The following is a 22,135-nucleotide window of genomic DNA, read 5'->3' on the forward strand; positions in this document are numbered from 1 at the left end:
TCTACGAGCTGCGCTGACTGTGCCCTCGCACGACGACGCCCGCCGGACCCGAGGGTCCGGCGGGCGTCGACAGTGCGGTAGGGCTCAGCCGAGGGTGAACTTCTCCCAGGTGCTGACGGCCGGGCCGTTGGCGATCAGCGGCTTGCTGCCCGCGCCGTCGGCGCTGACGTACTTGTTGTTGATGCCGGCCTTGAAGCTGACCGTGCCGTCGCTGTTGCGGACCATTGTGAACCGCTCCCAGGTGCTGACGGCCGGGCCGTTGGCGATCAGTGGCTTGGTGCCTGCGCCGTCGGCGGACACGAAACGGCTGTTGGCGCGGGCGAAGACGGCGATCTGACCGCCACCGAGGTCGGCGAAGTCGTACCGCTCCCAGCTACCGGCGGTCGCCGCGCTCGCGATCAGCGGCTTCACACCGGCACCGTCGGCCATCACGAAACGGCCGTTCACGCTGGCCTTCAGCGACCTGTTCGCGTCGGCGACCGGAACCTGGGCGAACTTCTCCGAGGTGCCGATGGTGGACCGACTGGCGCTCATCGAGACGGTGCCGCTGGCGTCGGCGGTGACGTACAGGTTGTTGCTCGCCTTGAGGCTGACGGTGCCCTCACTGTTGCGGACGACAGTGAACTTCTCGGTGGTGCCAACCACCTGGCCCGCGGCGTTCAGGGACTCGTTGGCCAACTGCGTGACGTAGCGGCCGTTGGCCCGCGCGACGAGGGCCACCTGGCCGTTGCCGGCGTCCGCCAGGTCGTACTGCGCGGCGGCGGTCAACCCGACCTGGTTCGGCAGGAGAACCGACGCGGATGTACCTACGTAGCGACGGTTGGACAACGCGAGCAGGCCCACGGAAGCGGTCCGCCGCAGCACGCTGACCTGCTCGGTGCTGCTGCCGACGAGGCCATCGCTACCCCTGGGGACAACGGTCACGTCATAGGTGCCCGACGTGGCGTATTTGTGCGTGGCGATCGGACCGGACTGGCTGGTGGAGGTGCCGTCGCCCCAACGGAACTCGTAACTATCGATCGGGACGAAGCCCGGCGTGGAGGCGGAGGCGTCCACCCTGACAGTGCTCGTGGCGAGGTCCACTGTGGCGTCGAAGGACGACACCGGGTATTTGATGGACTCAGCAGTGCCACGGTCGGCGTACACGATCGGGCCTGCGCCGGTGTTCGCAACGGCCGGATCGTCCCGGCGTGGCTTTCCGCTGGTGTCAAGGTCCTGGTAGCCGGGTGCCGTCGAGTTCGCCGAGTCGACGTTGTCCCGGACATCCGACGTGTACCGGTCGTGTGCGGCCTGCCCGGAGACGGTGCGGAACTGGGTGAGACCCATCCTGGTTCCGTTCCAGGAGTAGCCGGTCGCGGACGTGGACTGATGCCAGGTGTTGTTGTAATCGATCACCGTGCCGCTCAGCGCCGCGCCGTGGACCCCGATCTCGGCACCCGCGGGAGCCTGCGGATCGCAGTAGCCCTGGTTGAAGGCGCCGTTGTTGCGGAGCACATTGTTCTGTACCGAGACCTGGGACGACGCCCCGTCGACCCGGACGCCGCCCAGGCAACGGTCCTGGATGTCGTTGTTGGCGATGCCCGTGCCCACGGCTCCGCGGTTGTGGATGCCGTATCCGATCCCGCCCCTGATCCGGTTGTTGGCGATCACCGTCCCGGAGGCGGCAGGGCCCACCGAGATGGCAGCTCCGGAGAAGCCGGCGACATCGCCGTCAACGATCGTGCTGCGCGGCCCGTCGACTCGAATGCCCACGCCGTTATCGGCGGCGACGTGGTTCGGGGCGGTCGACACCAGCGTGTTGCTAACGCGCACGTCGCTGGTGGAGGCATCCATCGTCAATCCGTCGGCGAGCGCCGCTCCGGTGGCGATGAGGCCATCCAGCCATGTCCACGTCGCATTGGCGAGTCGGATGGCGGGCGCGGTGGCGACGTTCGCCATGGTGAATCTGCCGCCCGCGACCACTACGTTCGAGGCGTTCCGCAGATCGAGGGCGGGCACGTCGGCAGACCCACTGACATTGATTTCCTGGATATAGATGTCGTGCTGGCCGTCGACGACCAGCCCCGCGTTCGGACCGACGAGCGTCACCGGGGTGCGAGGGTTCCGGGCCTTGAAGGCGATCCCTGCCTCTGGTGTGCCAGAGCTGGTGATGGTGACGCGCTCGGCGTAGGTGCCGCCGTCGATCCAGACCTCCCCTGGGGCGGTCACCACGGCGGCTGCCGCACCGATCGTGCAGAACGGCGTGTCGTCGGAGCCGGGCCCCTGGTCGGAGCAGTTCGCGTCGGCCTGATTGACATGCAGAAGCATCACAGGGTCGTCTGCCTGGGCGGGTGCGCCGGTGGCCAGCAGGGTGCCGCCGGTCACCGCGATCGCGGTGAGGCCGGCGAGGGATCTTCTACGCATGCATGCCCTCTGTCGTGAAGGGTGGATTCGGCTTCGCCGGAGATCAGATGGAGCCATGATCCGATACCGGCTGGTAGCACACCGCCCCGGGCGACAAAACGGCCAACCGGCCCCACCGGCACCCGCCCTGGCCTGCTGGCCGGACGGGCCGCCGGGTAGGAGAGAATGAGGCACGTGACGACGATCCCCAACGTGCTGGCCAACCGGTACGCCTCGCCCGAACTGGTCGCCCTCTGGTCCCCGGAGGAGAAGGTACGGATGGAGCGGCGGCTCTGGCTCGCCGTTCTGCGCGCTCAGCGCGACCTGGGCGTGCCGGTGCCGGACGGCGTGGTCGAGGCGTACGAGCGGGTGCTCGACCAGGTCGACCTCGCCTCGATCGCCGAGCGGGAGCGGGTCACCCGGCACGACGTGAAGGCCCGGATCGAGGAGTTCAGCGCGCTCGCCGGGCACGAGCACGTGCACAAGGGGATGACCTCCCGGGACCTCACCGAGAACGTCGAGCAGCTCCAGGTGCGCGCCTCACTGGAGCTGATCCGTGACCGGGTGGTGGCAACCCTCGCCCGGTTGGCCTGGCTGGCCCACGAGCACTCCGAGCTGGTCATGACCGGCCGTTCGCACAACGTGGCGGCGCAGGCCACCACGCTGGGCAAGCGCTTCGCGTCGGCGGCCGAGGAGTTGCTGATCGCGTACGAGCGGCTGGAGGAGCTGATCGCCCGCTACCCGCTGCGGGGGATCAAGGGACCGGTCGGCACGGCCGCCGACCAGCTCGACCTCTTCGACGGCGACGCCGACAAGGTGGCCGAGCTGGAACGACGGGTCGCCGAGCACCTGGGCTTCTCCCGGGTGCTGGACAGCGTCGGGCAGGTCTACCCGCGCTCGCTGGACTTCGACGTGCTGGCCGCGCTGGCCCAGACGGCCGCCGCGCCGTCGTCGCTGGCCACCACGATCCGGTTGATGGTCGGTCAGGAGCTGGCGACCGAGGGCTTCAAGCCGGGGCAGGTCGGTTCCAGCGCGATGCCGCACAAGATGAACACCCGTTCCTCCGAGCGGGTGAACGGCTTCGCCGTGATCATCCGGGGTTACCTGTCGATGGTCGGCGAGCTGGCCGGTGACCAGTGGAACGAGGGGGACGTGTCCTGCTCGGTGGTCCGCCGGGTGGCACTGCCGGACGCGTTCTTCGCCGCCGACGGGCTGTTCCAGACGTTCCTCACCGTGCTCGACGAGTTCGGCGCGTACCCGGCGGTGATCAACCGGGAGCTGGAGCGCTTCCTGCCGTTCCTGGCCACCACGAAGATCCTGGTCGCGGCGGTCCGGCGGGGCGTCGGCCGGGAGGTCGCCCACGAGGTGATCAAGGAGCACGCGGTGGCGGTGGCCCTGGGGATGCGCGAGAAGGGCTCACCGGAGAACGACCTCTTCGACCGCCTGGCGGCGGACGGTCGACTCGGCCTGTCCCGCGCCGACATCGACACCCTGGTCGCCGACCACAACGCCTTCGTAGGTGCCGCCCAAGCCCAGGTGGCAGCGGTGACAAGCCGCATCACCACTGTGGTGACCGCCCACCCAAACGCGGCAACCTACAGCCCACCCCCCATCCTCTAACCCCACCCCTCCCACCCCACCCCCGCCCTTCCCCGGGTGATCAAGAGGTTTGCGTCATTTTCGATCTCCGTGATGACCGAAACCTCTTGATCAACACGGGAGAGGGGGCCCGGTGGGCCGGTTGGTGGGTTATTCGCCGGTTGGGGTTTCGGCGGCGGTTCTCAGGTTGGGAGCGCTGGCCGGTTCGGCGATGCCGCCGGGAGACCCGGTGAAGCCCGCGATTTCCGCGGTTTCCGCGGCGACCGCCGGCTGGTCGGCCGGCATGACCTCGGGCATCTTGGGTACGGCGACCACGGCCGTCCCGTACGCGCAGATCTCCATCCACATCTCGCCACAGTCCCGGCTGTCGAATCGCATGCCGATCACCGCGTTCGCGCCGAGCCGCAGGGCCTCCTCGCCGAGGCGGGCCACCGAGTCGGTGCGCCACCGGGTCAGGTTGTCCGGGGCCATCGGGTCGTACGCGCCACCGCGCAGGTTCTTCACACCCTCGCGGTACGGGTTGCGCGTCCTGGCCATCGATGACACCACCTCACCGAGAATCTGGCGGATCTCGTAGCCGGGCAGTTGCTCTGTCGTCACGACCAGCACGGTTCCGATGCTGTCAGGAGTGGCGCGACCCGATCGTGTGCATTGTTCACCTGATCGGATGCTGCAAAACGACGCGGCGCGGACGGCCGGCACGTGGCCGACCATCCGCGCCGAGCGGGGCGCTAACCGTCAGACACCGGCCACCGAGGTGATCCAGGCCCGGTTGTACGCAACGCTGCCGTAGTTCTGGATGCTCGACCCGTCGGCGGTGGAGGCGACGCCGACCTGCTGACCGTTGTAGAACTGCGGGCCGCCGGAGTCACCGCGCCAGGCGTTGCCGTTGATCCGGGTGCTGCGGATCGCCTGGCCGCCGTACGCGTCGGTGGCGCTGTTGCTGGTCACCCGGACGGTGGCGGTCTTCAGCACGGTGGACGCCGAGCAGCCGCTGTAGCAGGTCATGCCCCAGCCGTAGATCGAGTTCGTCGAGTTGATCGGCGGGTTGCTGCTGGCCAGGCTCACGGTGGAGGTGCTGACGGTGCTGGAGAGCCGCATGAGCGCGAGGTCGTTGCGGGTGTAGGTGGCGCTGACCGTGCGGGTGACCCCGCCGGAGGTGCGGTTCACGCTGCCGACGCGCACCGACATGGTGCCGCTGATGCAGTGCCGGGCGGTGAGCACCCACTGCGCGGCGATGACGCTGCCGGAGCAGGTGAACGAGCCGTTGCTGAGCACCGCGGCGGCCCAGGGCGCGGACGAGACGGTGCCGCCGCCGATGATGGGTTGTGGGCCGGCGGGGGCAACGGGGGCGGCGGACGCGGCGGACGTGACGCCGAGGGCGCCGACCAGCGCGGTGCTGAGTACGGCGAGCAGGGGGCGGATGCGCATCGGGTGGACTCCTTGGACGGGGCGGGCCCGGGGTCGCCGGGTGCGGATGGTGCCGGGCGGCGGGGGTTCCCGGAGCCGGCGAAATCGACTTGCGTCGATGTAGAGTAGGACGCGACGCGATCGTTATCAAGGAGTTGATCGAGGTTGCCCAATGTAACGATTCGGCCACCCGCTGCGCCGTATATGACCTGCTAGGGCCACCTGTCGTGCGTGACAGGTCCGACTGGGCGTCAGTAATGTCGATCACTGCCTGAACTGCACCCGGCCGGTGCGTCCGCGGCGATATCTGCCAGGTACGCTGGCTGCGCTCGCCCATTGTGGGTCGGCACCCAACTGCGTACACAGTCAGGAGTGCCCAGTGCCTCGCGTCGTCGTCGACGTCATGCTCAAGCCCGAGATCCTTGATCCGCAGGGCCAGGCCGTCGCAAACGCGCTGCCCCGGCTCGGCGTCGGTGACGTCGCCTCGGTTCGGATCGGCAGGCGGATCGAGATCGAGTTCACCGGTGAACCGGACCTGGACCGCGCTCGGGAGATTGCCGACAAACTGCTCGCCAACCCGGTCATCGAGGACTTCACCGTCCGCCTGGTCGAGGCCGACGAGACTGCGGACGCCCGCTCGTGACCGCCCGGGTCGGTGTGGTCACCTTCCCCGGCTCGCTCGACGACGGGGACGCGGCCCGGGCCGTCCGGATCGCCGGCGCTGAGCCGGTCCGGCTCTGGCACGGCGACCCGGAGCTGCACGGTGTCGACGCGGTCGTCCTGCCCGGCGGTTTCTCCTACGGTGACTACCTGCGATGCGGCGCCATCGCCCGGTTCGCCCCGGTGATGGAGACGATCGTGGACGCCGCCCGGGGTGGTCTGCCGGTGCTCGGCATCTGCAACGGCTTCCAGATCCTGTGCGAGGCGCACCTGCTGCCCGGCGCGCTCACCCGCAACCAGCACCTGCACTTCCGCAACCGGGACCAGGTCCTGCGCATCGAGTCGGCCGGGACGGCGTGGACCAACGCGTTCCAGCCCGGCCAGGAGGTGCTCATCCCGGTCAAGAACGGCGAGGGCTGCTACGTCGCGGACACCGCGACGCTGGACCAGCTCGAAGCCGAAGGTCGGGTGGTCGCCCGCTACGTCGGCGGCAACCCCAACGGGTCCCAGCGCGACATCGCCGCGATCACCAACGCCGCCGGCAACGTGGTCGGCATCATGCCGCACCCCGAGCACGCGGTGGAGGCGCTCACCGGCCCTTCGCTGGACGGCCTCGGCTTCTTCACGTCGGTCCTCAAGCACCTGGTGGGGGCGCCGGCATGACCGGCGGCACGATCATCGGTCAGCTCAACCGCCGGCCTGGCGGGCACGAGCGCAGCGAGGAGAGGTCATGACCACCCATCCGGACCCGGTACGGGACACACCGGAGGCGTACTCCGCCCCGGCGCAGCCGGCCGAGCCGAGCGCGGCGCAGCCGGTCGCACCGGCGACCGCTCCCGCCCAGCCGGCCGCCGCCGTCTGGACCGAGGGCGTGGACACCGTGCCGCGCGCCGGTGGCACCCCGGGCGAGCTTCAGCCGTACACCGAGCTTGGTCTGCGCGACGACGAGTACGACCGGATCCGGCAGATCCTCGGCCGCCGGCCCACGCAGTCCGAGCTGGCGATGTATTCGATCATGTGGAGCGAGCACTGCTCCTACAAGTCGAGCAAGGTGCACCTGCGCCAGTTCGGTGAGAAGGCCCCGCACAGCGACCGGATGCTCGCCGGCATCGGTGAGAACGCCGGTGTCGTGCAGATCTCCGACGAGCTCGCGGTGACCTTCAAGGTCGAGTCGCACAACCACCCGAGCTTCGTCGAGCCGTACCAGGGCGCGGCGACCGGCGTCGGCGGCATCGTCCGGGACATCCTCGCCATGGGCGCCCGCCCGGTCGCGGTGATGGACCCGCTGCGCTTCGGTGCCGCGGACCACCCGGACACCGCCCGGGTGCTCACCGGTGTGGTCGCCGGCGTCGGCGGCTACGGCAACTGCCTGGGCCTGCCCAACATCGGTGGTGAGCTGGTCTTCGACCCCTCCTACCAGGGCAACCCGCTACTCAACGCGCTCTGCCTGGGCGTGCTGCCGGTCAGCCGGCTGCAGAACAAGGCCGCCGCCGGCCCGGGCAACGTTGTCGTGCTGATGGGCGCCAAGACCGGCCGCGACGGCATCGGCGGCGTCTCGGTGCTGGCCAGCGCCACCTTCGACGAGGGCAGCGAAGCGCGTCGCCCCGCCGTGCAGGTCGGTGACCCGTTCACCGAGAAGCTGCTGATCGAGGCGTGCCTCGAGCTGTACGACGGCCAACTGGTCGTCGGCATCCAGGACCTCGGCGGCGCCGGTCTGACCTGCGCGCTCACCGAGACCGCCGCCGCTGCCGGCACCGGCATGCGGGTCTGGCTGGAGCGGGTGCCGCTGCGCGAGCCCTCGATGGACCCGCACGAGATCCTGGCCAGCGAGTCGCAGGAGCGGATGCTGCTGGTCGTCGAGCCGGACAAGCTCGACGCGGTGCTCAAGACCTGCGAGAAGTGGGGCGTCCTCGCCACCGCGATCGGTGAGGTCACCGCACCGGAGCCGGACGGCAGCCCCGGTCGCCTGCTGATCACCTGGCAGAACCACCTCGTCGTCGACGTGCCGCCGGGTTCGCTGGTCGACGACGGCCCGGTCTACGCCCGACCGATGCGTGAGCCGGCCGACCTGATCCTGCTCCAGGCCGACCGGGCCGAGACGCTGCCCCGCCCGGCCGACCCGGAGGCGCTGCGGGAGACCGTGCTGCGCATGATCGCGTCGCCCAATCTGGCCGACAAGTCCTGGGTCACCGAGCAGTACGACCGCTACGTGCTGGGCAACACAGTGCTCGCCCAGCCGGAGGACGGCGGCGTGATCCGGATCGACGAGCGGACCGGTCTCGGTGTGGCGCTGTCGGTGGACGGCAACGGCCGGTACGCCAGGCTCGACCCGTACAACGGCACCAAGCTGGCCCTGGCCGAGGCGTACCGGAACGTGGCGGTGACCGGCGCCAAGCCGATCGCCGTCACCGACTGCCTCAACTTCGGCTCCCCGGAGGACCCGGGCGTCATGTGGCAGTTCGCCGAGGCCGTCCGCGGCCTGGCGGACGGTTGCCTGGAGCTGGGCATCCCGGTGACCGGCGGCAACGTGAGTTTCTACAACCAGACCGGTGCCGCGGCCATCCACCCGACCCCGGTGGTCGGTGTGCTGGGCGTGCTGGACAACGTCGCCGACCGGGTGCCGATGGGCTTCGTGCCGCGCGCCGGCGGCGACCACGACCAGCTCTACCTGCTCGGCGAGACGAACGTGGAGCTGTCCGGCTCGGAGTGGGCCTGGGTGACGCACGAGCACCTCGGTGGTATTCCGCCGCAGGTCGACCTTCTCCGCGAGAAGGCGCTCGCCGAGCTGCTGGCCGAGGCGGCCCGGGTCGGCCACCTTGCCTCCGCGCACGACCTCTCCGACGGCGGTCTCGCCCAGAGCCTTGTCGAGTCCTGCCTGCGGCGCGGCGTCGGTGCGCGGATCGCGGTGCCGGAGCAGTTCGCCGAGGGCTCGATGCCGTTCGTCTACCTGTTCAGCGAGTCCGCCACGCGGGCGCTGGTCTCGGTGCCGCGCGGCCACGACAAGGCGTTCGCGGCGCTCTGCGCCGAGCGGGGCGTGCCGTTCGAGCTGATCGGCGTCACCGACCCGTCCGGCGGGGCGCTCGAGGTGCACGGCCAGTTCCGGATCGGCCTGGACGAGCTGCGCACCGCGCACACCGAGACGTTGCCGCGCCTCTTCGGGGGCTCGGCGGCAGTCGAGGTGCCCGCGCCGGCTGCCGGTGTGGCGGGTGCGGTCGAGGCCGTTCCGCTGCCGGTCGCACAGGCTGAGCCGGTGGACGCGGCGGCGGTGGTCTCCGAGCCGATCGCTTCCTCGGGTCCTTCCCCGGAGACCGGCGCGGTCGAGCCGATCGGGTCGGAGCAGCCCGGCGGGGCGTCCGAGTCTGACTCCGGTGTCACCGAGCCGTCGCCCGACGAGCGCTGAGGCGTTGACGGCCGCCGTCTACGGCCAACCCGGATCGGGTGCCCGGTTCGACTGGGGGCTGACCGGGGCGGCGGAACTCGGCCGGGTCTGCGCGGCGTTGGTGGTGGTGGACGTCCTCTCGTTCACCACCGCCGTGGAGGTGGCGGTCGCCCGGGGCATGCGGGTGCACCCGTTCCCCTGGGGTGAGCAGGCCGCCGAGTACGCCGTACGGGTCGGTGCGACCGCTGCTGTCGGGCGGCGGCAGACGACAGCGGAACACCCGTGGTCGCTCTCGCCCGCCGCGCTGAGCAGCGCACCCGTGGTGGCGGACCTCGTGCTGCCCTCCCCGAACGGCTCGGCAATCAGCGCCGCCGCCAGCGCCACCGGCCTGCCGGTGGTCGCGGCGTGCCTGCGCAACGCGCGCGCCGTCGGGCATTGGCTGCGCCGCCAGGGGTACGGCACGCTGGACGCCCCGATCGGCGTGATCGCCTCCGGGGAGCGGTGGCCGGACGGGTCGCTGCGACCGTCGGTGGAGGACCAACTTGGCGCCGCCTCGGTGCTGGACGCCCTCTCCGGCGTGCCGGGTGGGCTCTCGGTGGAGGCGGCCATGGCGCTCGCCGCGCTGGCGAGCACCCCGGATCTGCCCGCCGCGGTGCGCGGCAGCGTCTCCGGACGGGAGCTGACCGAAAGCGGCTTCGCCGCGGACGTGGACGTCGCCGTCCGGATCGGCGTGTCGGACGTCGTGCCGGTGCTCCACCAGGGCGTCTTCTCCGCCGCCTGACCGCGCCGGCCCGCACCTGACCGCGCCGGCCCGCACCTGACCGTGCCGGCCCGCACCTGACCGCGCCGGCCCGCACCTGACCGTGCCTTGTGATCAACTCGGCTTTCAGGAAGTCGCGGTGTCCACGCTTGCGGGATGGCCCGACTTCACTGATCGCGAGTGGGTCTTGTGACAGCGAAACGGCCACCCGGAGATCCGGGTGGCCGTTTCCATGGCGCTGTGGTGGGTGGGGTCAGTCGTCCAGCCAGTCGAGGCGGCGACCGCCCCGCTCGGTCGGCGGCGGTGGCGGCGGGGTGTCCGGTCGGTTCCGCCCGGCGGGCTGCTGGCCGTAGCCACCCTGGTCGTAGCCCCGGTCGTCGTAGCCGCCGCGCTGCTGCGGAGGCTCCTGGCCGTAGTTACCGCCCTGGTCGTATCCACCGGCCTGCTGGCCGTAGCCACCCTGGTCGTACCCGCCCGCCTCCGGAGCGCCGTACCCCGCGGTCGGCTCGGCAGCGCGACCGCCGTACGGGGCGGCATCGGGCTGGCCGTACCCCTGCCCCTGCTCAGGCTGGTAGACGCCGGTGGCGTACGGGTCGGCCGGGGCCGGGTACTGGGTGCTGTCGCCGGTGTACCGGCCGGTCGGCTCGTCGAACCGCTCGCCGTACGCCGGTCCGCCAGCGGGAGCCGCCGGATACGCGGCGGTGCCACCCGGGGCGTCGTAGTCGCGACTGCCGTAGCCGCCGCCGGAGGCCGGTGCGTTGCCGTAGCCGCCACCCGAGGCCGGAGCGTTGCCGTAGCCGCCACTGGGCGCGGCACCGTAAGCGTCACCGGCCGCACCGGCGCCGTACCCGCCCTCCGGGCCGGCCGGAGCGCCGTAGCCGCCGGCACCGTACCCAGCGGACGCTGGCTCCTCGCCGTAGCCGGCGCCGCCCCAGCCCTGCTGACCCGCGCCGCCGTACGCCTGGGCAGGCGCGCCGTACGGGTCTGGCGGAACGTCGTCGACCACCGGTCGGTGCATCATCGTCGGCGCCTCGCTCAGCGCCGCGCCGCCGACCATGGTCGGGTCCGCTCCGCCGCCGGGACGACCGCCGACCACCCGGGTCTGGTCGTCGGGACCGCGGAACCCGCCCCGCGAGGGCGGCACCACACCGCCGCCACCAGCGGCCGCCGGAGCGTCGTCGTCGTCGCCGTTCTCCCTGCGCTTCATCCAGAGCAGCACGATCGTGCCGACACCGGCGGCGACCAGGAGACCACCGAGCAAAATGATCATGTACGAGCCAATGCCACCGCTGTCCTCGTTGTTCGCGGCGTTCGCCGGAGCACCCTGGCTGGCCTCCTCGGTGGGCTCCTCCTCGGTGCCCTCCTCGGTCGCCTCGTCGGTGGGGGTGGCCTCGGGAGTGGCGGACGGGGTGGCGCTGGGCGTCACCTCGACCTTGAGCGCGAGGCTGAGCCGCTGACCGGTGATCGCCTGCCCGGCGGTGGCGTTCAGGGACTTGAAGGCCTTGATGTTGTCGAACGACGCGCCCAGGTCGATCCGTCCGGGCGCGATCGGGTTCTGGGTGGTGCCGGTGAACCGGAAGTTGCCGCTACCGTCGCTCGTGGCGTCGTAACGGTGACCGGCGGTGTCCTGAAGAACCACGAACGCGTTCGACACGGACTTGCCGTCGGCCTGCGAGACAACCTTGCCGGAGACCGACCGCACGGTCTGGTTCTGCGGCGGCGGCGGAGCGGCCTTGCCCTTCACGGTCAGCGAGACGGTGGCGGTGTCCGGCCCAGACTCGGCCTCGACGGCCACCGTGACGCTCGCGGTCGCGTCGCCGGCGTTGTCGTTGGCCGCGATCCTGACCAGCACCGATCCTGTCGGGTTGCCCAGGCCGCCGCCGGAGAGCTTGACATCGCCGCAACCACTGGCGCAGCTGACGCCGGACGGCAGGCCAGCAAGGCTGACCTTCGCTGACTCGTCGTCATTACCCCCGGTGACGCGCACTGTGATTGTGGCGTCGCTGCCGGCGTTTACGGTGATTGAGCCGGGGGAAACACTGACATCTGCGGCCATGGCTGGTGTGGCGGGGACGGCGAGCAGAGCGCCGGCAACCAGCGCTACGACCACACCGGCCCGCTGCTTCCAGGCACGTCGGTGTGTTGACACGTCCACCGCCTTCCGGGCTGACTTCCCTCTGACCGGCGGGGCGCCGGGCCGGGGATCATCACGGTACGAATACGCCGTCGGCAACTATGCCTTGTCCGACTGCATGAGCGCGACCCAGGGCCAGCGTCGCGTGTCTGGCCTGGGGGTCGTATCGTCCCGTCGTGTCCTCTCCGCACAGTAAGTCCGCTGCCATTGCGGCCGCGTTGTCGGCGCTCGACGAGGGGCGTACACCCGAAAGGCCGGTGTTCCGGGAGGCGGTCCGGTCGCTGTTGGCCGTCCTCGCGGAGCGCGCCCCCGGCCGATCGGTGGAGGTGCGCGTCCCACCATACGGGGCGATCCAGTGCGTACCGGGGCCTCGACACACCAGAGGAAATCCACCAAACGTGGTCGAGATGGCCCCGAACACCTGGTTGGAGCTGGCAACCGGCAGGGTCGACTGGGCGTCGGCGGTCACCGACGGTCGCGTCCAGATGAGTGGCAACCGGGCGGACCTCTCGGCCTATCTGCCCCTCTAGTCGTCCCGATGTCCCACTCGCTGTAACGCTGAGCAGGGGAATCGTGACTTTCTGTATTGACGTCGATTCGCGTACACTGTCAGGCGATGACAGTGGTCCCGGCAGAGGAGAGTGGATCCGCCCGTGATCCCCGCCCGGCCGGTCCAGACCAGCATGAGGGAGCGGTAGGTGCCCCGAGGCGACGGCCGGCTGAGCCACGACCTTGACCCCCAACGACCTGGCCCCCAGGATGCCTGCGGCGTCTTCGGCGTCTGGGCCCCCGGCGAAGAGGTTGCCAATCTGACCTACTTCGGCCTCTACGCCCTGCAGCACCGCGGCCAGGAGGCGGCGGGCATCGCGGTGAGCGATGGCTCCGGCGTGGTGGTCTACAAGGACCTCGGCCTGGTGGCGCAGGTCTTCGACGAGCCCACCCTGGCCAGCCTGCGCGGTCACCTGGCGATCGGGCACGCCCGATACTCCACTACCGGCGCGTCCAACTGGGAGAACGCCCAGCCGACGATCCGGTCGACCACCTCCGGCACGACCATCGCGCTGGCTCACAACGGCAACCTGGTCAACACTGCCGAGCTGGAGAAGGAGGTCGCCGAGCGCGGCCTCATCGCGGACGGTTCGACAAACGACACCTCCCTGGTGACGATGCTGCTCGCCAGCCGACCGGATCTGTCGGTCGAGGCAGCCGCGCTGGAGGTGCTGCCGCAGCTGCGCGGCGCGTTCAGCTTCGTCTTCATGGACGAGTCGACCCTCTACGCGGCTCGCGATCCGCACGGCGTCCGCCCGCTGGTGCTCGGCCGCCTGGAGCGCGGCTGGGTCGTGGCCAGCGAGACGGCCGCCCTGGACATCGTCGGCGCCAGCGTGGTGCGCGAGGTAGAGCCGGGCGAGCTGATCGCGATCGACGAGAACGGGCTGCGCTCCACCCGGTTCGCCGCGCCGGAGCCGAAGGGCTGCCTCTTCGAGTACGTCTACATCGCCCGCCCGGATGCCACGATCGCCGGGCGCAACGTCCACTCGGCGCGGGTGCAGATCGGCCGGCAGTTGGCCAAGGAGCACCCGGTCGAAGCCGACCTGGTGATCCCGGTGCCCGAGTCCGGCACTCCAGCCGCCATCGGGTACGCGGAGGCGTCCGGCATCACGTACGGCGCCGGCCTGATGAAGAACCCGTACGTGGGTCGCACCTTCATCCAGCCGTCGCAGACCCTGCGTCAGCTCGGCATCCGGCTCAAGCTCAACCCGCTGCGGGAGAACGTCCGCGGCAAGCGGTTGGTGGTAGTGGACGACTCGATCGTGCGCGGCAACACCCAGCGCGCCATCGTGCGGATGCTGCGTGAGGCAGGGGCGCTGGAGGTGCACGTCCGGATCTCCTCCCCGCCGGTCAGCTGGCCGTGCTTCTACGGCATCGACTTCGCCACCCGGGCGGAGCTGCTGGCCAACGGGTTGGACAACGACGGCATCCGGCGCTCCATCGGCGCCGACACGCTGGGCTTCGTTTCCCTTCCCGGCCTGATCGCCGCGACCGAGCAGCCGAAGACCAGGTTGTGTCGGGCGTGTTTCGATGGGGAGTACCCGATCGAGTTGCCAGCCGGCAACCTGATCGGCAAGCACGTGCTCGAAGGGGTGGGTCGACGCGTCGCCAACTCGGCGCCGGAGGCCCCGCACACCAACGGCTCGTCCGTCGCCACTCCGGGTGGCGTTACCGCAAACCGCCCGTAGCACCAACCGGCGCGGCCCGGCTACCGCCGGCGGCACCGAGAACCAAAGGGGAGAACCGTGACGCACGTGTCCGAGCGCAGCGGCGCAGGAAGCAGCCCGACCGGCGCCGGCGGCGACCGCCAGCCGTGGACGGGCGGTGCTGGCCGCCAGGCGCGCAAACGCTCGGTCTCGTACGCCGACGCCGGTGTCTCCATCGACGCGGGCGACCGCGCGGTGGAGCTGCTCAAGTCGAAGGTGCGGCAGACCCGCCGTCCCGAGGTGCTCGGTGACCTCGGTGGCTTCGCCGGCCTGTTCCGGCTGGACACGAAGAAGTACAAGAGCCCGATCCTGGCGTCCTCCACCGACGGGGTTGGCACCAAGCTGGTGATCGCCCAGCAGATGGACATTCACGACACGGTCGGCATCGACCTGGTCGCCATGGTCGTCGACGACCTGGTGGCCTGCGGCGCCGAGCCGCTGTTCCTGCTCGACTACATCGCCACCGGCGAGGTCGTGCCGGACAAGGTCGCCGAGATCGGCGCGGGCATCGCCGACGGCTGTCGTTACGCCGGCTGCGCGCTGCTGGGCGGGGAGACCGCCGAGCACCCCGGCGTGCTGCGTCCGGACGAGTACGACATCTCCGCGACCGGCGTGGGCGTGGTCGAGGAAGCCGACATCCTGAGCCCCGACCGGGTCGAGGTGGGCGACGTGGTGATCGCCATGCGCTCCTCCGGCCTGCACTCCAACGGATACTCGCTGGTCCGGCACGTGCTGCTGGGCGCGGCCCGGATGCGTCTGGACATCGTGATCGACGACTTCGGTCGGCAGCGGACCCTCGGCGAGGAGCTGCTCACGCCGACCAAGATCTACGCCAAGGACTGCCTCAAGCTGATCGCCGAGGCCGAGGTGCGGGCGCTGTCCCACATCACCGGTGGCGGCATCCCCGGCAACCTGGTCCGGGTGCTGCCCGAGCACGTCGACGCGGTGGTCAACCGGTCCACCTGGAAGCCGCAGCCGATCTTCGACCTGATCCAGACGAAGGGTCGGATCGACGACCACGACATGGAGTCGACCTTCAACATGGGCGTCGGCATGTTCGCGATCGTCTCGGCCGAGGACGCTGACCGCGCGCTGGCCACCCTGACCGGCCGTGGCGTCGAGGCGTGGCAGGCCGGCGAGATCATCGAAGGCACCGGCAACGTGCAGATGGTCGGTCAGCACACCCGAGGATGATCACTTTCCGGTGATCGTACGGGCACCTGATCAGGGCTTCACCCGAGTGGCCAATGCCGCCTAGCCTGAAGGGCACCCTCAGGCTAGGCGGAGGAGGGCGATGGCTGCTCGGGGACAGTCGTTCAGCGGGATGCGCGGTCTTGCCGCCGTCCCGTCGTACGTCGTGATGCAGCCCACCACCCTCTGCAACCTCGACTGCGCGTACTGCTATCTGCCGTTTCGCGCCACCGACCGGCGGATGCCGGTGGCGGTGGCCGAGGCGGTCGCAGCCGCGGTCAATCCCTGGGCGGCGAACGGTCGGTTCTCCGTGGTGTGGCACGGCGGCGAGCCCCTAGCCGCCGGTCGAGAACACCTGGCCGATCTGATCGCCCCGTTCGGGCCAGAGGTCGAGCATCATGTGCAGACCAACGCCACCCTCATCGACGACGACTGGTGCGATTTCTTCGCCCGGCACGAGATGCGGGTGAGCGTGAGCGTCGACGGGCCCCGGGCGCGCAACGGCGACCGGGTCAACCGGGGCGGTCAGCCGGCGTACGACCGGATCCTGCACGGGATCTCGGTGCTGCGCCGGCGCGGTCTGCCCTTCTCCGCGCTGGCTGTGGTGTCCCGGCCCGAGCCGGGGCTCGCCACCGAGCTGTACGACTACTTCCTTGAGCTGGGCTGCGACGTGCTGGGCATCAACATCGAGGAGACCGAGGGCGTCAACACCCGCGACAACCGCCACGACCCGGCGGCGGTGTCCGCGTTCTGGGCGGAGCTGGTCGGGGCGTGGCGCCGGGAGCCCCGGATCCACCTCCGCGAGATCGAGTGGTCGTTGCGCTACGCCGCCGCGGTGCTCGACAACTCGGCGGACGCGGTGCTGCCCCGCCACCTGGACCCGATCCCGACCATCGGCCACGACGGCTCGGTGATCGTGCTCTCCCCGGAGTTGGCCGGCTTCACTGACCCCCGCTACGGCGACTTCAGCAGCGGCAACGTGCTGACGACCCCGTTGGCGCAGATCCTCGGCAATGCGGCGACGACGCCGTGGGTGAAGGAGTTCCTGGCCGGGGTGGAGGCGTGTCGGGCGTCCTGCCCGTACTTCGGCTTCTGCGGTGGTGGCCATGCCGCCAACCGTTACTTCGAACTGGGGCGTTTTGACGGTACGGAGACCGAGCACTGCCGCAACAGCAAGATCCGCCTATTGGAGGGAGTGTTGGAGCATGCCCGAGACCACCAGTCACCGGCGGCCTGAGCGCGAAGCGGACGGCGGAGTCACCGAACGGGTGCGGGACGCGGCTCCCGCGCTCGTCGCACTGCTCCAGGAGGCCGAGGACGCACGGCGGATGCGTTCGGAGGTGTCGGGCGGAGAGGGCTCCAGCGCGGTCTGCGCCTGGAACCACTTCGAGAACATCCCGACGTTCTACAACTGGAACAATCGCCCGCGCTGAGGAAGCCGTTGTCAGGGGCCTGTCGAGCGGCCGGAGTGATCCGGTCGGGCCAGGCCCCTGATCGTCGGCGATTGCACCCGCACGGGACGTGCGTGAGCACGCGGGGGTTACCGCGTGCTCAGCTGCGTCGAGAGGTCAGCGGGTCGGACGGACCCAGGGATCCGGATCGTCGTCCGCGTGATCCTCATCATCGTCGTCGACGAACTCTTTAGAGTCGTCGTCGAAGTGGTGCTCAGACTTACCAGCACCCGCCAGTTCGCGCTGCAAAGCGGTGAGGTCGGTGTTCGGGGAGTGGTACTTCAACTCCCGCGCCACCTTAGTCTGCTTGGCCTTAGCACGGCCGCGCCCCATGGCTCGACCCCCTCGCACAGAATGCGGGGCAGCCCGAAGGCGGGCCCCGATGACGTCAGGCATCTCTCGTGGCTCTTACGGTACATGGGGATGCCATCGTTCGGCACCTCGGGTTACCGTCAGCCGGCTCTGCGCGTCGCGTCGATCCGGCCGTCACCCAGTGTACCGGGTAAGGAGCGGAACGGTTAGCACCCGTGACACCGGACAAACCGCATCAAATTTGACCCCGGCTCAGCTTACCCAGCGACGCCCGGCACGGGGGCCCGGAGGCGGATCTCGTCGATCCGCCCCCGGGGGAACGCTCAGCGCAGGTGGATCGCGCGCAGCCGGCCGACGTCCGCCATCCGCCGCTCCGCCAGCCGGTCGGCGGCCACCGCCGGCGGCACACCCTCCGCGTCAGCCAGGTGCAGGATCTCGCGGGTGGTGTCGTAGATCCGGGTCGCCCGCAGCTTCGCCCGGTCGAAGTTGAAGCCCTCGATCTCGTCGGCCACCTGGATCACGCCGCCCGCGTTGACCACGTAGTCCGGCGTGTAGAGGATGCCCCGGTCGGCCAGCAGCTTCTCGATGCCCGGGTGGGCGAGCTGGTTGTTCGCCGCCCCGGTGACCACCTTGGCGCGCAACGCCGGCACGGTGTCGTCGTTCAGGGCGCCGCCCAGCGCGCACGGCGCGTACACGTCGATGTCCGCGGCGACCAGCGCGCTGGCGTCATCGACGAGGGTGACCTGCGGGTGGTTGCTGCGCACCCACGCCAGCGCCTTCGGGTTGACGTCGGTGGCGACGACCTCGGCGCCATCCTCCAGCAGGTGCCCGGTGAGGTACTTGCCGACCTTGCCCAGCCCGGCCACGCCAACCCGCCGGCCCCGCAGGCTCGGGGTGCCCCAGACGTGCTCGGCCGCGGCCCGCATCCCCTGGAAGACACCCCAGGCGGTGAGGATCGACGAGTCGCCGGCGCCGCCGTGCTCCACGCTGCGCCCGGTCACGTAGCGGGTCTCCCGGGCCACGACGTCCATGTCCGCGACGTACGTGCCGACGTCACAGGCGGTGTAGTAGCGGCCGCCCAACGACTCCACGAAGCGGCCGTACGCGCGCAGCAGCGCCTCGCTCTTGATCTGCTCCGGGTCGCCCCAGATGACGGCCTTGCCGCCGCCCAGGTCCAGCCCGGCGAGCGCGTTCTTGTACGCCATTCCGCGGGACAGGTCCAGCACGTCGGCGAGGGCGTCGTCCTCGCTCGCGTACGGGTAGAAGCGGGTGCCGCCGAGCGCCGGGCCCAGCGCGGTGGAGTAGATCCCGATGATCGCCTTCAGGCCGCTCTGCTTGTCCTGGCAGAACACGACCTGTTCGTGACCGGTCGATACCGGGTCGTCGGTGCTCGCGAATACGCCCATGGTTGGCTCCTACTGTGGTGTGCGTCCTTGTGGGACGCGGACCTGGTGGACCCCGGCGGGGATGCTGCCGGTGTGATCGAGCCTAGTATCGGCCGCCGGGCGGGCGCTCGACGCGCCGCCGCCGTCCCACGGTGCGGCGCGCGTGCTCCGGCCGCTGACCGCGTACGGGCGTGGTTCGTGGGAGGATCGCGCGGTGCCGTCGCTCTTCGCTTCTTACCTGCGCGTGTACGAACCGCTGGCCGCCTTCGATCGAGACCGGCAGAGCTACTGGCGCCGCTACGTCTCGGAGGGGCGCGCGATCGCCCCTGTCGAGGGGCCCGGCCGGCAGCGGACGGCGGTGATCGAGGCACTGGGTGCTGGCTGGACCCGGCTGCCGGACCTGCCGGAGGAGGCGTACGTCCTGGAGACGGACGACGGCCTGCTGGTCTGCCCCTGGAACCTGCGCATCCGGGTCGCTGAGGCGGCGCTCAGCGCCCGGGACGGGGTGCCCTCGGTGCTCGCCGACGCCTTCGTGCCGCCGGTGCTCGCCGGGCAGGCCAGGGCGGTGGTGGACGACTGGCGCAGTGGCGCCCGGGTGCTGGAGCACGGGGTGCCCCGGGTGCACGAGCAGATCGCCACCTGGGGGGTACCGCTGCGGTGGTTCGTGCTCTTCGAGCCGGCGGAGCGGGACCTGGTCACCCAGCCGGGCCGGCGGGCGTTGCGCTACCGCACCGAAATCTCCAAGGCGCGACGCCGCTCGTCGCGGGCGCTGTCGGTGCTGCGCAAGTCGGTGGGCGAGGCGCCGATCACCGAGGCGGTGGAGGAGGCGGCCCGCTGGCTGGAGGAGTTCCATCCGCGGTCAGTGGTCGAGCTGGACTACGGCGGTCTGGTCGACCTGCTCTCCGACGAGACACTCGCCGCGGACGACTCGCCCGAGCTGGTTGCCGGCGGCCTCGCGGGGCTGTCGCGCGGCGAGGCCGAGGAGGCGTCGGCCGCGTACGACAAGTTGGTGGCGCGGTGGCGCGCGGTGCAGCTGCTGGAGCGGTGCAACTAGGGCAAATCACCCTAGGAGCGCTCCCAAGGTGAGTTGTGCTCGTAGTTGACGCATCACGAACCGTGATCATGAGTCCGAATAAGGTAGTTTCTGCCGTGTAAAAGTCGTAAAAATCGGGCATGGTTCATCCGTCCGTCTAGGGACCTTCATCCGTTCGGCCCATGTCGGACATCGGGGACTAGCCGGACCATGGGAGACGCGTCGGCCGGCGGGACCCCGGCCGATGTCTATACATGTGGAGGAGTGACCGATGGCATCGCGAACGCACGAACCAGAGCCGCTACTCACGCCGGCCGAGGTGGCGTCGATGTTCCGGGTCGACCCGAAAACGGTGACCCGGTGGGCCAAGGCTGGCAAGCTCAGTGCCATCCGCACCCTGGGTGGCCACCGTCGGTACCGTGAGTCGGAGGTCAGGGCGCTGCTGCAGGGCCAGATCCCGCAGCAGCGGCAGGGCGACTGAGCCGGCAACAGTTCTTCGAAAGGGGCGGTGGATCTCGATCCGCCGCCCCTTTCGTATGCCCGGCCGCGGCTCAGCGCCGTGGCTCGGCCAACGTCACCCGGATGCCGACCGTGCCGCCCTCACCGCGACGCAACCGGCTGCCCAGCAGGCTGAGTCGGCCGATCAGGCGGTATTTGTGCTTGAGCAGGTCGCGGACCCGACCGGTGTCACCGCTCCCGTAGATCGTCGCGTGAGCCGACACCTCCGCCCCGTGGGGCCGACCCCGCACATCGCACGGTGCCACGGTCACCTCGCCGTTGCGGCGGATCCGCTTCACCTTGCCCGAATCGGCCCGGGTCCAGACCGCCAACGCCTCTCCGTCGCGTACCGCCCAGACCGGGGTCGGCACCGCCCGACCGTCCTTGCGGAAGGTCGTGAGCAGGATGTATTTCTCGGCCGACAGCCGGTCCAGCATGGTCACGCCGCCAGGATACGGCCGGCGCGGGCCACTGAGTGGCCGGATAGCGTGAACGTCGTGACGGTTGAGCCTCTAATCGGTGACGTGATCGGCGAACTGCTGCGAGACACGCTCGCCGTGGCCACCGGGGTAGGCCCCCGGCCCCTGGTCGGTGGTCGACTGCCGCGACCGGTCATCGAGATCATCGAACGCGACGACGGTCTGATCAACGGCGCCCCGTCCGCGCACTACCTGGACGGGCCGGCGGAGTGGCAGCCGTACGACCACCGCGCGGTGGACCGGGCGCACGGCGAGACGCTGGACATCGGCACCGGAGCCGGCCGGATCGCGCTGCTGCTCCAGGAGCGCGGCGTACCGGTCACCGGGCTGGACACCTCCGCGGGCGCACTGGAGGTGAGCCGGCGTCGCGGTGTCCGGCGGCTGGTGCACGGCACCGTCGACACGCACGTCGCCGACGGGTCGAGGTACGACACGTTCCTGCTGCTCGGCAACAACCTCGGGCTGTTCGAGGGGCGGGAGCGTGCTCCCGAGTTCCTGGCCGCGCTCGCCGCGCTGGCCCGACCTGGGGCGCAGATCATCGCTCAGGGCACCGACCCGTACGGCACCCGCGACCCGCTGCACACCGGCTACCACGAGCGCAACCGTCGGCGCGGCCGGCTCGGTGGCCAGCTACGGCTGAGGCTGCGCTACCGCGAGTTGAGCACCGAGTGGTTCGACTACCTGGTCTGCTCGGCGGACGAGTTCGCCAGCCTGGTGCACGGCACCGGTTGGCGGCTCACCGATGTGGACGACCGCGACGCCCCCTACTACCTGGCCACCCTGCGCCTCGTCGACTGAGCAGAACGGCCCCCGCTCTCCGCCGGGCGGAGAGCGGGGGCCGTCGTACGTCTCAGACCTGGACGGTCGGGGGGAGCTGCTCGGGCGGCAGGCCGCCGTCGCCGTCGACCACCTCGTCCGGTTGGCCGTCCTCGTCGATGTCGACCATGGTGATGTCCACCTTGCCGTCACCGTCGGTGTCGAACTGGAACAGGTCCGCCTTGCCGTCGCCGTCGGTGTCCACCACCCACACGTCGGTCTTGCCGTCGTTGTTGGTGTCGGCGCGCAGCAGTTCGACCCGCTCGTCGCCTCGGGTCTCCACGATCTCCCCGTCGGTGACGCTCTCCGGTGCCTGGCTCATGTCGATGCGGTCCTTCCCTCGGTTGACGGGCCGTCATTACCCGATCCGGCGCTCCCCCACGCATGGGCC

At 70.4% G+C, this 22,135-nt stretch carries 21 protein-coding genes; 13 read left to right on the plus strand and 8 right to left on the minus strand.

Features of this window, described 5'->3' with window-relative positions; all coding sequences use genetic code 11:
• Positions 1-84: 84 nt before the first annotated feature.
• Positions 85-2,403, minus strand: a complete 2,319-nt coding sequence (locus tag GUI43_RS11365; RefSeq protein ID WP_170158714.1) for a PKD domain-containing protein — start codon at positions 2,401-2,403, stop codon at positions 85-87.
• Positions 2,404-2,577: 174 nt separating this feature from the next.
• On the opposite strand from GUI43_RS11365, the gene purB reads away from it, so the two are divergent.
• Entirely contained in the window at positions 2,578-4,002 is a 1,425-nt protein-coding gene (gene purB, locus GUI43_RS11370; protein ID WP_112698768.1) for an adenylosuccinate lyase, read from the plus strand.
• Between the two features lie 129 nt (positions 4,003-4,131).
• Here purB and GUI43_RS11375 read toward each other — a convergent pair whose 3' ends face one another.
• Complete coding sequence (locus GUI43_RS11375) at positions 4,132-4,695, minus strand: YbjQ family protein (protein WP_112586197.1); 564 nt, start codon at positions 4,693-4,695, stop codon at positions 4,132-4,134.
• Positions 4,696-4,719: 24 nt separating this feature from the next.
• Positions 4,720-5,412: a S1 family peptidase gene (locus tag GUI43_RS11380; protein WP_112586199.1), complete on the minus strand. Its 693-nt coding sequence runs from the start codon at positions 5,410-5,412 to the stop codon at positions 4,720-4,722.
• 358 nt (positions 5,413-5,770) lie between these two features.
• On the opposite strand from GUI43_RS11380, the gene purS reads away from it, so the two are divergent.
• From purS to GUI43_RS11400, 4 genes are all read left to right on the plus strand, one after another.
• A complete protein-coding gene (gene purS, locus GUI43_RS11385; protein WP_030491392.1) occupies positions 5,771-6,034 on the plus strand; it encodes a phosphoribosylformylglycinamidine synthase subunit PurS in 264 nt (87 codons plus the stop codon).
• Positions 6,031-6,714: a phosphoribosylformylglycinamidine synthase subunit PurQ gene (gene purQ / locus GUI43_RS11390; RefSeq protein WP_091396055.1), complete on the plus strand. Its 684-nt coding sequence runs from the start codon at positions 6,031-6,033 to the stop codon at positions 6,712-6,714. Before purS ends, purQ begins: the two co-directional genes overlap by 4 nt.
• Positions 6,715-6,781: 67 nt before the next feature.
• A complete protein-coding gene (gene purL, locus GUI43_RS11395; RefSeq protein ID WP_112586201.1) occupies positions 6,782-9,451 on the plus strand; it encodes a phosphoribosylformylglycinamidine synthase subunit PurL in 2,670 nt (889 codons plus the stop codon).
• A 4-nt stretch (positions 9,452-9,455) separates the two neighbouring features.
• A complete protein-coding gene (locus tag GUI43_RS11400) occupies positions 9,456-10,211 on the plus strand; it encodes a 2-phosphosulfolactate phosphatase (protein ID WP_112586203.1) in 756 nt (251 codons plus the stop codon).
• 232 nt (positions 10,212-10,443) lie between these two features.
• On the opposite strand, the gene GUI43_RS11405 is transcribed toward GUI43_RS11400, so the two are convergent.
• A complete protein-coding gene (locus tag GUI43_RS11405; protein WP_249037718.1) occupies positions 10,444-12,339 on the minus strand; it encodes a carboxypeptidase-like regulatory domain-containing protein in 1,896 nt (631 codons plus the stop codon).
• Between the two features lie 191 nt (positions 12,340-12,530).
• Here GUI43_RS11405 and GUI43_RS11410 point away from each other — a divergent pair, with 191 nt between their 5' ends.
• The 5 genes from GUI43_RS11410 to amcA all read left to right on the plus strand — a co-directional run bounded on the left by GUI43_RS11410 (position 12,531) and on the right by amcA (position 17,203).
• Positions 12,531-12,854 (plus strand): sterol carrier family protein, encoded by a 324-nt coding sequence (locus GUI43_RS11410; RefSeq protein WP_112586438.1) that lies wholly within the window; start codon positions 12,531-12,533, stop codon positions 12,852-12,854.
• A gap of 168 nt (positions 12,855-13,022) precedes the next feature.
• A complete protein-coding gene (gene purF / locus GUI43_RS11415) occupies positions 13,023-14,561 on the plus strand; it encodes an amidophosphoribosyltransferase (RefSeq protein WP_091396045.1) in 1,539 nt (512 codons plus the stop codon).
• 57 nt (positions 14,562-14,618) lie between these two features.
• Positions 14,619-15,773 carry a phosphoribosylformylglycinamidine cyclo-ligase gene (purM, locus tag GUI43_RS11420; RefSeq protein WP_091396042.1) on the plus strand — a complete coding sequence of 385 codons (1,155 nt, stop codon included), beginning with the start codon at positions 14,619-14,621 and terminating at the stop codon, positions 15,771-15,773.
• A 130-nt stretch (positions 15,774-15,903) separates the two neighbouring features.
• Positions 15,904-17,007: a cyclophane-forming radical SAM peptide maturase AmcB gene (gene amcB, locus GUI43_RS11425; RefSeq protein WP_283016230.1), complete on the plus strand. Its 1,104-nt coding sequence runs from the start codon at positions 15,904-15,906 to the stop codon at positions 17,005-17,007.
• The gene (amcA, locus tag GUI43_RS11430) at positions 16,976-17,203 is read left to right on the plus strand and encodes a multiple cyclophane-containing RiPP AmcA (protein ID WP_112586209.1); all 228 of its coding nucleotides are present in this window, start codon (positions 16,976-16,978) and stop codon (positions 17,201-17,203) included. Before amcB ends, amcA begins: the two co-directional genes overlap by 32 nt.
• A 135-nt stretch (positions 17,204-17,338) precedes the next feature.
• Here amcA and GUI43_RS11435 read toward each other — a convergent pair whose 3' ends face one another.
• Together GUI43_RS11435 and GUI43_RS11440 are read right to left on the minus strand one after the other, a co-directional pair.
• Entirely contained in the window at positions 17,339-17,554 is a 216-nt protein-coding gene (locus GUI43_RS11435; protein ID WP_030332207.1) for a DUF3073 domain-containing protein, read from the minus strand.
• Positions 17,555-17,856: 302 nt separating this feature from the next.
• Positions 17,857-18,939 carry a Glu/Leu/Phe/Val family dehydrogenase gene (locus tag GUI43_RS11440; protein WP_112586211.1) on the minus strand — a complete coding sequence of 361 codons (1,083 nt, stop codon included), beginning with the start codon at positions 18,937-18,939 and terminating at the stop codon, positions 17,857-17,859.
• Positions 18,940-19,132: 193 nt separating this feature from the next.
• On the opposite strand from GUI43_RS11440, the gene GUI43_RS11445 reads away from it, so the two are divergent.
• Together GUI43_RS11445 and GUI43_RS11450 are read left to right on the plus strand one after the other, a co-directional pair.
• The gene (locus GUI43_RS11445; RefSeq protein WP_112586440.1) at positions 19,133-19,972 is read left to right on the plus strand and encodes a DUF8083 family protein; all 840 of its coding nucleotides are present in this window, start codon (positions 19,133-19,135) and stop codon (positions 19,970-19,972) included.
• A gap of 250 nt (positions 19,973-20,222) precedes the next feature.
• Positions 20,223-20,432 carry a BldC family transcriptional regulator gene (locus GUI43_RS11450; protein ID WP_007073996.1) on the plus strand — a complete coding sequence of 70 codons (210 nt, stop codon included), beginning with the start codon at positions 20,223-20,225 and terminating at the stop codon, positions 20,430-20,432.
• 70 nt (positions 20,433-20,502) lie between these two features.
• On the opposite strand, the gene GUI43_RS11455 is transcribed toward GUI43_RS11450, so the two are convergent.
• Positions 20,503-20,892 (minus strand): PPOX class F420-dependent oxidoreductase, encoded by a 390-nt coding sequence (locus GUI43_RS11455; protein WP_112586213.1) that lies wholly within the window; start codon positions 20,890-20,892, stop codon positions 20,503-20,505.
• A 54-nt stretch (positions 20,893-20,946) separates the two neighbouring features.
• Here GUI43_RS11455 and GUI43_RS11460 point away from each other — a divergent pair, with 54 nt between their 5' ends.
• On the plus strand, positions 20,947-21,726 hold the full coding sequence (locus GUI43_RS11460) for a class I SAM-dependent methyltransferase (protein ID WP_112586442.1): 780 nt from the start codon (positions 20,947-20,949) through the stop codon (positions 21,724-21,726).
• Between the two features lie 52 nt (positions 21,727-21,778).
• On the opposite strand, the gene GUI43_RS11465 is transcribed toward GUI43_RS11460, so the two are convergent.
• On the minus strand, positions 21,779-22,066 hold the full coding sequence (locus GUI43_RS11465) for a hypothetical protein (RefSeq protein WP_091396025.1): 288 nt from the start codon (positions 22,064-22,066) through the stop codon (positions 21,779-21,781).
• Between the last annotated feature and the right edge of the window lie 69 nt (positions 22,067-22,135).

Origin of the sequence: Micromonospora noduli, from assembly GCF_003264365.1 — a bacterium.
Lineage (GTDB): Bacteria > Actinomycetota > Actinomycetes > Mycobacteriales > Micromonosporaceae > Micromonospora > Micromonospora noduli.

What these genes read in the sequence shown, in the direction of transcription:
- GUI43_RS11450 (WP_007073996.1), top strand. Translation starts at nt 20,223, where the DNA reads ATGGCATCGCGAACGCACGAACCAGAGCCGCTACTCACGCCGGCCGAG.
- GUI43_RS11375 (WP_112586197.1), bottom strand. Translation starts at nt 4,695, where the DNA reads ATGGTCGGCCACGTGCCGGCCGTCCGCGCCGCGTCGTTTTGCAGCATC.
- amcB (WP_283016230.1), top strand. Translation starts at nt 15,904, where the DNA reads ATGCGCGGTCTTGCCGCCGTCCCGTCGTACGTCGTGATGCAGCCCACC.
- GUI43_RS11440 (WP_112586211.1), bottom strand. Translation starts at nt 18,939, where the DNA reads ATGGGCGTATTCGCGAGCACCGACGACCCGGTATCGACCGGTCACGAA.
- GUI43_RS11435 (WP_030332207.1), bottom strand. Translation starts at nt 17,554, where the DNA reads ATGGGGCGCGGCCGTGCTAAGGCCAAGCAGACTAAGGTGGCGCGGGAG.
- GUI43_RS11365 (WP_170158714.1), bottom strand. Translation starts at nt 2,403, where the DNA reads ATGCGTAGAAGATCCCTCGCCGGCCTCACCGCGATCGCGGTGACCGGC.
- GUI43_RS11465 (WP_091396025.1), bottom strand. Translation starts at nt 22,066, where the DNA reads ATGAGCCAGGCACCGGAGAGCGTCACCGACGGGGAGATCGTGGAGACC.
- amcA (WP_112586209.1), top strand. Translation starts at nt 16,976, where the DNA reads ATGCCCGAGACCACCAGTCACCGGCGGCCTGAGCGCGAAGCGGACGGC.
- GUI43_RS11380 (WP_112586199.1), bottom strand. Translation starts at nt 5,412, where the DNA reads ATGCGCATCCGCCCCCTGCTCGCCGTACTCAGCACCGCGCTGGTCGGC.
- purL (WP_112586201.1), top strand. Translation starts at nt 6,782, where the DNA reads ATGACCACCCATCCGGACCCGGTACGGGACACACCGGAGGCGTACTCC.